8 protein-coding genes and 3 tRNA genes are annotated in these 10,219 nt (G+C 45.6%); 1 reads left to right on the top strand and 10 read right to left on the bottom strand.

Features of this window, described 5'->3' with window-relative positions; all coding sequences use genetic code 11:
* Nucleotides 1-42: 42 nt before the first annotated feature.
* The 7 genes from DWX61_RS17300 to DWX61_RS17270 form a co-directional block, all read right to left on the bottom strand.
* Nucleotides 43-468, bottom strand: coding sequence for an RpnC/YadD family protein (locus tag DWX61_RS17300; RefSeq protein WP_118626575.1), 426 nt, complete (start codon nt 466-468; stop codon nt 43-45).
* Nucleotides 465-707: a GIY-YIG nuclease family protein gene (locus DWX61_RS17295; protein WP_118626573.1), complete on the bottom strand. Its 243-nt coding sequence runs from the start codon at nt 705-707 to the stop codon at nt 465-467. Before DWX61_RS17295 ends, DWX61_RS17300 begins: the two co-directional genes overlap by 4 nt.
* Before the next feature lie 355 nt (nt 708-1,062).
* Nucleotides 1,063-2,490 (bottom strand): glycoside hydrolase family 32 protein, encoded by a 1,428-nt coding sequence (locus tag DWX61_RS17290; protein WP_118626571.1) that lies wholly within the window; start codon nt 2,488-2,490, stop codon nt 1,063-1,065.
* Nucleotides 2,491-4,410 (bottom strand): PTS sucrose transporter subunit IIABC, encoded by a 1,920-nt coding sequence (locus DWX61_RS17285; RefSeq protein ID WP_118626569.1) that lies wholly within the window; start codon nt 4,408-4,410, stop codon nt 2,491-2,493.
* A gap of 530 nt (nt 4,411-4,940) precedes the next feature.
* Complete coding sequence (locus tag DWX61_RS17280; RefSeq protein ID WP_118516213.1) at nt 4,941-5,921, bottom strand: LacI family DNA-binding transcriptional regulator; 981 nt, start codon at nt 5,919-5,921, stop codon at nt 4,941-4,943.
* Between the two features lie 256 nt (nt 5,922-6,177).
* Complete coding sequence (locus tag DWX61_RS17275; RefSeq protein ID WP_118626567.1) at nt 6,178-7,137, bottom strand: M23 family metallopeptidase; 960 nt, start codon at nt 7,135-7,137, stop codon at nt 6,178-6,180.
* Between the two features lie 188 nt (nt 7,138-7,325).
* A complete protein-coding gene (locus DWX61_RS17270) occupies nt 7,326-8,147 on the bottom strand; it encodes a SpoIID/LytB domain-containing protein (protein WP_118626565.1) in 822 nt (273 codons plus the stop codon).
* Nucleotides 8,148-8,440: 293 nt separating this feature from the next.
* On the opposite strand from DWX61_RS17270, the gene DWX61_RS17265 reads away from it, so the two are divergent.
* The gene (locus DWX61_RS17265) at nt 8,441-9,586 is read left to right on the top strand and encodes a metallophosphoesterase (RefSeq protein ID WP_330637530.1); all 1,146 of its coding nucleotides are present in this window, start codon (nt 8,441-8,443) and stop codon (nt 9,584-9,586) included.
* 127 nt (nt 9,587-9,713) lie between these two features.
* On the opposite strand, the gene DWX61_RS17260 is transcribed toward DWX61_RS17265, so the two are convergent.
* The 3 genes from DWX61_RS17260 to DWX61_RS17250 all read right to left on the bottom strand — a co-directional run bounded on the left by DWX61_RS17260 (nt 9,714) and on the right by DWX61_RS17250 (nt 10,148).
* Nucleotides 9,714-9,786, bottom strand: a tRNA-Lys gene (locus DWX61_RS17260).
* 210 nt (nt 9,787-9,996) lie between these two features.
* A tRNA-Phe gene (locus DWX61_RS17255) sits at nt 9,997-10,069 on the bottom strand.
* A 5-nt stretch (nt 10,070-10,074) separates the two neighbouring features.
* Nucleotides 10,075-10,148, bottom strand: a tRNA-Met gene (locus DWX61_RS17250).
* Nucleotides 10,149-10,219 lie beyond the last annotated feature (71 nt).

The raw sequence follows: 10,219 nt of genomic DNA, 5'->3' as shown, positions 1-10,219 counted from the left end.
CGTGCAGAACTTTTCGCTCTTATTGAACTACTCTATAAACTTTTAGCCGATCTGATTTTTATTTATATTTTTCTTCAGTTCATCCAACTGCTCCTGAGCAAGTCCTGTAACTTCTCGAATTTGAGTATCCGTAAATTCTTTGAGCTTCAGCATATTAACTGCGGTTTGGATAATTCCCTGACTAAGCCCATTGGCATACCCCTCTTCCATGCCTTCCTCACGAGTCTGTCTCATATGCCGTTCTTCATCATACTCATATATACTCACTTTCTTCGCCTCCGCTCGGTTTTTTCTCAAAAAATCTGCCAGGATTCCTTCGCTGATGCATTCTGTGATCGCCCGCTCTACCGCTTCATCCAGTGGCATCTCTGCTGCATATTCTCTCACACGGAAGGTGTATTCCGCATAGTCTTCAAGGATCCTGCAGGTTTCCATCAGTTTCCGGTTATGACCTTTATCGTCATTCAAAACCTCATCAGCTCCAGCTTCTTCTCCCTGGTCAGCTGCTTGATCCGGTACTCCCGGCTCATGGCCTCCTCCTTTGTGGCAAAGCCTTCGTAATACACCAGCTTCACCGGCCTTTTGGCCCGGGTATATTTGGCGCCTGCTTTGCCTTCATTATGGGCTTTCATCCGCCTGGCAAGGCAGTTTGTCCAGCCGGTGTAGAGCGTGCCGTCCGCACACTGTACGATGTATGTATAGTTCATGTCCGTTTCCTCTTCTGTAAAAAATTTCGGCAATGTAATACCAGTACACCAGTATATTTCCGGCAGTATCCACACAGATCGTTGTCGTCCTGTAAGACTGATATCCTTCCTTCTATGTAAAGACAGCCACCGGCATTTCTTCAGCAGCCGTCCTTCTATCCTCAAGCAGCCGGCACAATTCATGTATTTCACTTACATCAAAAAATAAAGCAGGTCGGGATTCCGGCTGCGGATTTTCCCACCTGCTTTATTATACGGTTATTTCTTATTTCTGTGAATATGGAATTCACTTAATAGCTGCTCTATAGGTATCCGTATTCTGATTTTGCTGTATTTCCCGATCAATGAGCCCAGCCTACTCCATCACATAATTCTTCAACGCATAAAGCCTTCCATCAGCCTCCGCAGTCTCCACCTTCACAGCCTGCTCCTGCGTTTCCGGATAATATCTGGAAGAGAAAACAACCTCTCCGCCATTCACATAGATTTCCACAGCTGTAGTATCAACAAGAGCTCTGATGCTTTCGAGCCTACCGGACGGAACATGCGCCTTACGTACTTTTCGTCCGGCACCGGCCTTCTCGGAGAGAGTTAAGCTCACATCTCCGTCCTGATACTCCAAGAAGAGGTTTTCCCCAAGGCTTACCTTGCCCTGATCCCCCCTTACCTGAACATCCAGATCAAACGGTCCATTTACCGGAATCTCCACGTCGGAACCGCTGATAGAAACGCCAGCCTTTCTCAGCCCGTTCAGTTCTTCCACCGGATACTGATAAAGCATTCCGTTTTTATACGTAACTTCTCGCGGAACAGTCAGGCAATGCTGCCAGCCTTCGCTCTCTGCTGTAGGATTCACATATTCCTCATCTGCATCCGGCATTCCCATCCAGCCGATCAGGATCCGTCTGCCCTTTCCATCCTGGAATGTCTGGGGTGCATAGAAATCAAAGCCGTGATCCCATTCCCGGAAAGCTTTTTCCTCCGGCTTTCCATCTTTCAGGATAAAGTATCCCGACTGATAGATGTTCTGAAAACGGAATTCTTCTCTGGTCAGTCCCTGGGGAGATACCGAAAGCACTTCCTGTCCCTCAAGAGTAAAAAAATCAGGGCACTCCCACATGTATCCGAATGCCTTCTCCGTAGTAAGCTCACAGTCAAATTTCCAGTTTTTCAGATCTTCGGAGTTGTAAAAAAGTACGGCACCCTGGTCGCTTTTCTGACGGCCGCCAAGGATCATCCGGTACTCTTCACCTTCCTTCCAGACCTTCGGGTCACGAATATGGCAGGTGTAATTCTCCGGATAATCCTCACAGGAAACCGCAACTTCCTTTGTTCCGAAATGAAGGCCGTCCGCACTCTCCACATGAAGAGTGCTGGACTGCCTTCCGTTATTAATATAATCATAATCTCCATCCATCTTGATATTTCCTGTGTAGAAAAGATGAAGCTTATCTTTCTCCGCAATGGCAGAGCCTGAGTAAACACCATGACAGTCATAAATGCTGTCCGGCAGAAGCGGAACCCCTTCATATCTCCAGCTGATCATATCTTCACTGGAGTAATGTCCCCAGAATTTCAGTCCACCGTTGGCCTCAAACGGAGAATACTGGAAAAACACGTGATATCTTCCCTTGTACCAGCATAAACCGTTCGGGTCATTGAGCCATCCCACAGGCGGCATCAGATGATGTGTCAGACGGTTTGTCTGCATCGTCCTGGCAACTGCTGCCGTTTCCTCGGTTTTTCGAACTTCCTCCGCAAGGACCTTGGTCAAAGAACTCATTTATTTAACCTCCAGTACTTCAGAACCATTATTTACTGTTCCTTCTGCAAGCATTTTTACTTCTTCATAATCATCGGTATTAGTTACGATCAGCGGTGTGGTCACATCATAGCCGGCTGCCTTAATAGCATCCATATCAAAGGTGATCAGTGTCTGGCCTTTTTTGACCACGTCACCGTCCTTTACATGAGCGGTGTAGAATTTACCGCCAAGCTCAACGGTGTCAACTCCGATATGGATCAGCAGCTCCAGACCACTTTCTGTTGCAAGCCCGATGGCATGCTTTGTGTCAAAAATTGTAGAAACCGTAGCATCACAGGGTGCTTTTACTTCACCTTTGGACGGAATCACTGCCACACCCTTTCCAAGGACTTCGGATGCAAAGGTTGCATCCTTTACTTCTGAAAGCGGGATCGCAATTCCCTCAAGCGGGCTGTAGAGGGTCTGTACGCCTGTCTCTGAAGTTTCCTTCCGGGCAATTTCTGCCGGAGCATCTGATTTTTTCTCTGCTTCAATATTTTTTTCAGCTGTTTCCTGTACCTCATCCTTATATCCGAACATCCAGGTAAGCACAAAAGCCACACCGAATGCGATGACAAACATCAGGATATAACCAACTGGATTATTCAGGCACAGCAGTATTCCAAAGATACCGGTAACACCTGTTCCTGTGGCACCAAGACTGGTGATGGAGGCAAAAAGTGCTCCGCATGCACCACCCAGGCAGCCCATGATAAACGGCTTTCCGAAGCGGAGGTTTACACCGAAGATTGCCGGCTCTGTGATTCCCATGCATGCGCTTAAAGCAGAAGGAACAGCCATGGATTTGATCTTCTGATTTCTGGATTTCAGGCCTACAGCAAGAGCTGCACCACCCTGTGCAACGTTAGCTGCAGATGCAAGTGGCAGCCAGTAGGTAACGCCGAATTTGGCCAGCTGTCCAAGGTCAATGATGGTGTACATGTGATGAACACCAGCAACAACAGTCGGTGCATAAAAGGCACCCATGATAAAGCTTCCGATTCCAAATGGCAGTGCGATCAGCCACTGAATCCCATCCAGAAGTCCGTTCTCAACAGCTACGAAAATCGGTCCGATAATGGAAAGTGTAAGATAACCGGTTACAAAAACACTGACAAGTGGTGTTACAAAAAGATCGAACATTGCAGGTACGACCTTATGAAGTCTTTTCTCGATCTGTGCCAGTACCCATACTGCAATGATAACCGGGATCACATGTCCCTGATATCCCACCATGTCAATGGAATAAAGTCCAAACCATACCTTCTGCGTTGCCTGCACACCCTCTGTTGCAACAGTCCAGGCATTCTGCAGATTTGGATGGATCATGATCATACCGATAACCGCACCCAGATAAGGGTTGGCACCGAATACCTTCGCACCACTGTAAGCGATAAGGATCGGCAGAAATGTATACGCTGTGTTGCTGAAAAGCTGTGCAAATACATAAATGGAACCATTTGTGTTAATATTCAGAAAGCCGTTGTTTACCATGAAGTTCAGGGCTTCCATGATTCCCATCAGGAATCCGCTGGCTACGATAGCCGGGATGATCGGGACAAAAATATCTCCCAGTGTCTTGATCAGCCTCTGTACCGGATTGGCCTTGGATGCTGCCACCTTCTTAAGTTCATCCTTACTGCTCTCTGATATTCCGGCGATCTGGATAAATTCATCATAAACCTTGTTTACAACTCCTGTTCCCAGGATGATCTGCATCTGTCCCTGTGCGAAAAACACACCCTTCACACCGTCGATATTCTCCACATATTCCTTATCCGCCTTGTCATTATCCGCAATGACCAGACGAAGCCTTGTTGCACAGTGCGCCGCGGAAATGATGTTTTCTTTCTTTCCTACATGATCATAGATTTCCTGTGCTGTCTTTCTGTAATCCATGTCCTTCCTCCTTTTCTGCTACTGTTCCCGGACAGTCATCTCTTTCTTCGGATCAGATCTGTCTGTTCTTTCTTCAGCTTCCCGGGATCTATTATCTCTGATCCATTATTTTTCATTTATTTATGAGATTGATTTCATATACACATTCATACAAAGAACGATGATTTTTCCATTTTTTTAAGTTTTTTGATGATTTTAACACTTTTCAATGGTTTGTTTTATGTTGTTGCTTGCGTTCTTATATGGAATCGTTCTCATATCTTGCTTGTATTATAACCACTGCATTCTTATTTGTAAATCCGCAACATCTCACAAATTTCTTCGTTCAAAATTGTAAATATTCTATAAGAACAGATGCAAGACAGACAAACCAGTCAGGACATCACAGAAAAAATCTGGCATTTTTTTGTGTTTGCCTAGCCATAACACATGAGCACACAAAAAGAAGCAGGTCTTTTTCTCCCAAAAGATCTGCTCCTGTTCCACAATAACTTATAATTTCTTCCCCCTGTCTGCGAGGATATTCTCTGTTACCTGTGAGATTCCCGTTCCACAAGCTCACATCCCATTTTTATTTCCTTGCTGATCCCGGTATCGTTCTCAATGAGATCAGCCAGCATGGCTGCTGCCTCCATTCCGCTGGTCTTATAATAAAAATGTACCGTTGTCAGCTTCGGTTCCACGATCTTACCCGGAACTCCATCCCCAATCCCTGCGATCTGAACATCCTCGGGAATGCGAAGCCCGATCTCCTTCAAATAAGTCATGGCTCCCACCGCCATAGTATCCGTAGCACACACAAGAGAATCTATGGAAGGCTCCTCTTCAAAAAGCTCCTTCGCCATCTCATAACCGGAATCCATGGTGAAATTTCCTATCTTCATCCTCTCCGGCACGACCTCCAGCTTAGCTTTATGGATAGCATCCATAAAACCTTTTTTCCGGCAGGCACCAACTGCCTCGTCCTTATCTGTAACGCCGATATAGGCAAACTTTTTTCCCTTCTCTGACAGCTTCTCCGTGACCTGAAAAGCTGCTTTATGATCGTCCTGATAAATACAAGGATATCCGTCCAGATGCTGTCCCAGGATCACGATCGGCACCTTGTAATCCTTCAGCATCTGTTTATGCTTTCTAGTAAACATGGTAGCAATAAGAACCACTCCGTCCACCTGGCGTTCTTTAAACAGAGAAAGGTATTTCAGTTCTTCTTCCACATCATTATTGGTATTAGCAAGGATAAGCTGATATCCTCTCCGTGTAAGAATATCACTGATCCCTTCCACCTCACGGCTTATAGTATCTGAATTGATCTTTGGAAGGATGACACCGATGAGACTGGTTTTTTTAGTCCGCAGTGTCTGTGCCTGGGAGGATGGCTGATATCCTGTCTCCTGGATCACCCTGCGGATGACTTCTTTTTTTTCACTGCTGACATATCCATTATTCAGATATCTGGATACCGTAGCTCTGGAAACTCCGGCAAGCCTGGCTATTTCATTAATGTTCATAACTTATGTACCTCTTCTTTTATCCTGTTATATCTGTCCTTGTATGCATATTTATAATATAGATTATACACGGTTTCTTTCCGGTAAAAAAGATTCTTTTCCTACATAAATGGAAATTTTTGGTTACTGCTCACTCCGTTCTCAGTAACCGGCAGCATGATTCACAAGGCAGAGGATACGGGATGCATATACCTCCCATCCCGTATCCTCTGTTTCCAGAAATTTCCCCGATAGATCTGTTTTTCGGTTTTCCCTGTCATTCCAGATATTCAAACGGATCTACCGGTACGCCATCCTTTTTCATTGCAAAATAAAGATTCGGGCCTTCTACAGAATAATATTTTGTAGGTGCACTGATATTTCCGATCACTTCACCCTCCTTTACTGTATCACCTTCTGCCACAGTAAGGTCCTTCAGCTGCCCATATACTGCCTGATAACCATTTCCCAGCTCCATAGTCACAGTCGTTCCCGTACAGGCATCCTGTACAATAGAAAGCACCTGACCATCTGCCGCTGCATACACCGGCGCATCCTCCACTGCCTGCAAAGCAATGGCAGGGCTTACACGATACTGATCCAAAGTCGGATAATATACGGTTTCATCCATATTGTAATCCACAAGAACCGTTCCTCTGACCGGCCATTCCATAATGGAATCCTCCGTAAAATCCAAGGCCTGTGCCGCAATTCCGACAGCTGAGGTCTCCGCGGTATCTGTGGAAGCTCCAGCTCCGTTATTCACCGCTCCCTCTGCCGCTGCATTTCCGGCATTATCTGCTGTATTTCCAGCACCTTCTGCACCTGCTGCCGCAGACACGCTCCTATCCTCCGTACCACTTCCATTATCTGCATATGCCGCTGCATTTTCGGCTGTACCACTTCCTGCAGTCTCACGGATGCTTCCGGTCACTCCGTCTGCATCTGCTCCGGCTTCTGAAGCTCCTGACAAACCTGCTTCATCTCCGTTTTCTCCATCAGAAATCTCATCCTGTACTGCATCCTGCCAGCCATCTCCCGCAGCTGCAGCATCTTCTGCGTTTTCTCCGTCCGAAAGCTCCTCCTCCAGCCCGGTCTCTTCTGCCTGTGCAGAATTTTCCTCCTGGGGATTTTCTGCGATGGGCTTTGTTCCAAACTGATAAACAGTAATTCCAAGTGCCGCTACTGCTGCCAAAACTCCTCCGTTGATAATACCTCTCACGATTTTACTTTTCATATTCTTTCCACCTCTGTCTGATATGTTCATTTTCAGTAACAGAAAAAACAGTAAAACGGACATCTTTTTTTCCCGCTGCTGCCGTTTCGGTCACCATTTCTATATCTATAGAGTGTCCAGAATATGGCTGTCTATTCATTTTCTGAATATTTTTTTTATCAGACGTTGCTTCTGATGCCTGACCTTCTTTAATCCTCAGCTTTCAACTCCATCTCCGGAAAATATCTTTTCAGGATCTCCTCTGCACTGCTTCCGTTTTTTGCCATCTCATTTCCACCAAATTGGGAAAATCCCACACCATGACCGCTGCCACGCACTCTCAGATAATAAATATCATCCTTTTTCTTCAAACTGAAATTCGCTGATTCCAGTCCCATTCCCGCTGCAAAGCTTTCTCCCTCCAAAAGTGTTTCCCCAATCGTAAGCTCTGTCACATAACCGGCACTGTCCCGCTTTTTGATCTTCAGCTCCCCGGAAAGCTGCCCCGCAGGAATTTCCACGATTTTTATATGATCCGGAGATTTTTTGTCCTCACTGCTATCTGCCGATTTCAGATATGTATACGCCTCATCATGAAAAACTTCTTCCCCGCTGCGGGTTTTCCCGGCACTTCTCTTATGCCAGGGAGTCAGTCTCACTTTTCCTTCATATGTAAGTACCTGCCCACCCGTCTCTTTTGCTGTCTGCTCATAGATCTGCCTTTTTTCTGCAAAAAAATATCTCCAGACTTCCTCTGTATTTCCGTTTTCCCTCAGGATCTCTGCGAGATTTTTCCCCTCGCCCAGCCACCTTTGAATATTCGACCGTGCGATCACAGTCTGCGCTTTTATGGTTTCTTTTTTCATTTCCGGGGAAATCTGCGAAAAAACAATGACCGGGAGATATTCTTCCATATCCGGCACTCTCTCTGCCAGAACCATCTCAGGTCCATTAATGGCTGCCGCCGAAAAATAAGGAAGAACAATTGCCAGAAACACCAGACAATATCGAAGAAGCGCATATTTTTTCATAAAAACACCATAAGCGTTCTTTTTCCTAATATATGTTCTTTTGCCAAAAATTATTATTTGCTGTATACTATAGCAGTTCCATGAATCAATGCATCAAAAAAAGTTATTCCGAACATGCTGCAGTAATTTATGGAAATACTATATATCAATTCAAAAAGTATCTGCAGTGATCAATCCTGCTCACAGCTTATTGCTTTCCACGAATGGAGGTATCACACACCATGCTTGCCATCTTTCTCGCACCATTATATATTCTCATTAATATTTATATCGTCCGTTGGATGATTTTGTGGATGGGTGCCTGCACTCATTTTTTCCAGATCTTTGCGTTCCGGGCATGCTTTGCAGGTGTTTATATTTTTCTGTCCACTTCTCTTCTGACCTGTTTTCTCATCCGGAAGCCCCCTGCGCTCCATCGCTTCCTGAAAAATACGGCAAATTATTTTCAGGGAACATTTCTTTACATCCTGATCGTAATCGTAACTACAGATCTCTGCAGACTGATCCTGAAGCATACGCTTCATCCGGCCTGGATGTATTCCCGGAAAGCCTTCGTAGTCACAGGCGCTGTCTGCACCCTTCTGATCATCGGTGTCAGTCTCTATGGGATTTTTAACCAGTGGAATATTAAGACAAAAACTTATGATGTGAAAATAGACAAGCAGGTGAAGGGAATGGACTCTCTAAAGATCGTCCTGCTCGCAGACATTCATTTCGGTTACAGCATCGGAGAAAAACATGCCGGGCTTCTTGTAAAAAAGATCAATGCCGAAGATCCGGATCTGATCTGTATTGCCGGCGATATTTTTGATAACGAATATGAGGGGATCAAAAACCCCAAAAAAACAGCGGCCATTCTCCGTTCACTGAAATCCAGATACGGCGTTTATGCCTGCTGGGGCAACCATGATCTCAGCGAACCGATTCTGGCCGGTTTTACCTTCCGCAATGCAAAAAAAGATTATGATGATCCCAGAATGCGGAATTTTCTGGAATCTGCCAACATTCGGCTTCTCGATGACGAAACCGTCCTCATAGATAAACGGTTTTCTCTGACAGGCCGTAAGGATCCTTCACGCTGCCGAAAAATGTCCGACACCCGTAAGGATCCTGACGAGCTTACAGCCTGCCTTGACAAAACACTCCCGATTATTTTTATGGATCATCAGCCCGGTCAGCTGGATGAAGTGGCAGCCGCAGGCGCAGATCTTGATCTCTGCGGTCATACTCATGACGGTCAGCTGTTCCCTCTGAACATCATCACCGGCCTGATCTGGGAAAATTCCTGCGGTTACCTGAAAAAAGGGACTATGCACAACATCGTTACTTCCGGCGCCGGCATATGGGGCCCGAATATGCGTACTGCCACAAACAGTGAGATCTGCTCGATCACAGTACATTTTTATCCTGCCAGACCTAATTCCTCTGATCCCTCATAAATATCTTCCACCGGCAGTTTCTCCGTACTCTCACTATCCTCTATGCTACATTCGCACAGATATAAAACAAAATTCCCGCCTGCTGCCTTGAGCAACAAACGGGAATTTATCTGATCCAATTAAAAAGTGAGGCATCGGGGATTCGAACCCCGGACAACTTGATTAAAAGTCAAGTGCTCTACCGACTGAGCTAATACCCCATATTTTATACTAAAACACGCTCAGGCTTTTTCCAACTAGCCATTCGTATGTTTTGCATCAAAACACGCTCAGGCTTTTTCTAACCAACCATTCGTGTGTTTTACATTAAAACACGCTCAGGCTTTTTCTAACCAGCCATTCGTATGTTTTGCATTAAAACACGCTCAGGCTTTTTCTAACCAGCCGTTCGTATGTTTTACATTAAAACATGCCCAGAGCCGGAATCGAACCAGCGACACGAGGATTTTCAGTCCTCTGCTCTACCAACTGAGCTATCTGGGCATAAGTAGCGGGGACAGGATTTGAACCTATGACCTTCGGGTTATGAGCCCGACGAGCTTCCAGACTGCTCCACCCCGCGTTATTAAATGTTAAAAGCCGATGATCGGACTCGAACCGATAACCTGCTGATTACAAATCAGCTGCTCTGCC

It is taken from the genome of Ruminococcus sp. AF20-12LB (assembly GCF_003478985.1).
Classification (GTDB): domain Bacteria; phylum Bacillota; class Clostridia; order Lachnospirales; family Lachnospiraceae; genus Blautia_A.
The sequence above is the reverse complement of the archived record's forward strand: the minus strand, read 5'-3'. Positions and strand labels throughout refer to the sequence as shown.

Excerpts from the sequence above, each read along its gene's own strand:
- DWX61_RS17295 (WP_118626573.1), bottom strand. The coding sequence starts at position 707 with ATGAACTATACATACATCGTACAGTGTGCGGACGGCACGCTCTACACC.
- DWX61_RS17290 (WP_118626571.1), bottom strand. The coding sequence starts at position 2,490 with ATGAGTTCTTTGACCAAGGTCCTTGCGGAGGAAGTTCGAAAAACCGAG.
- DWX61_RS17285 (WP_118626569.1), bottom strand. The coding sequence starts at position 4,410 with ATGGATTACAGAAAGACAGCACAGGAAATCTATGATCATGTAGGAAAG.
- DWX61_RS17280 (WP_118516213.1), bottom strand. The coding sequence starts at position 5,921 with ATGAACATTAATGAAATAGCCAGGCTTGCCGGAGTTTCCAGAGCTACG.
- DWX61_RS17275 (WP_118626567.1), bottom strand. The coding sequence starts at position 7,137 with ATGAAAAGTAAAATCGTGAGAGGTATTATCAACGGAGGAGTTTTGGCA.
- DWX61_RS17270 (WP_118626565.1), bottom strand. The coding sequence starts at position 8,147 with ATGAAAAAATATGCGCTTCTTCGATATTGTCTGGTGTTTCTGGCAATT.
- DWX61_RS17265 (WP_330637530.1), top strand. The coding sequence starts at position 8,441 with ATGGGTGCCTGCACTCATTTTTTCCAGATCTTTGCGTTCCGGGCATGC.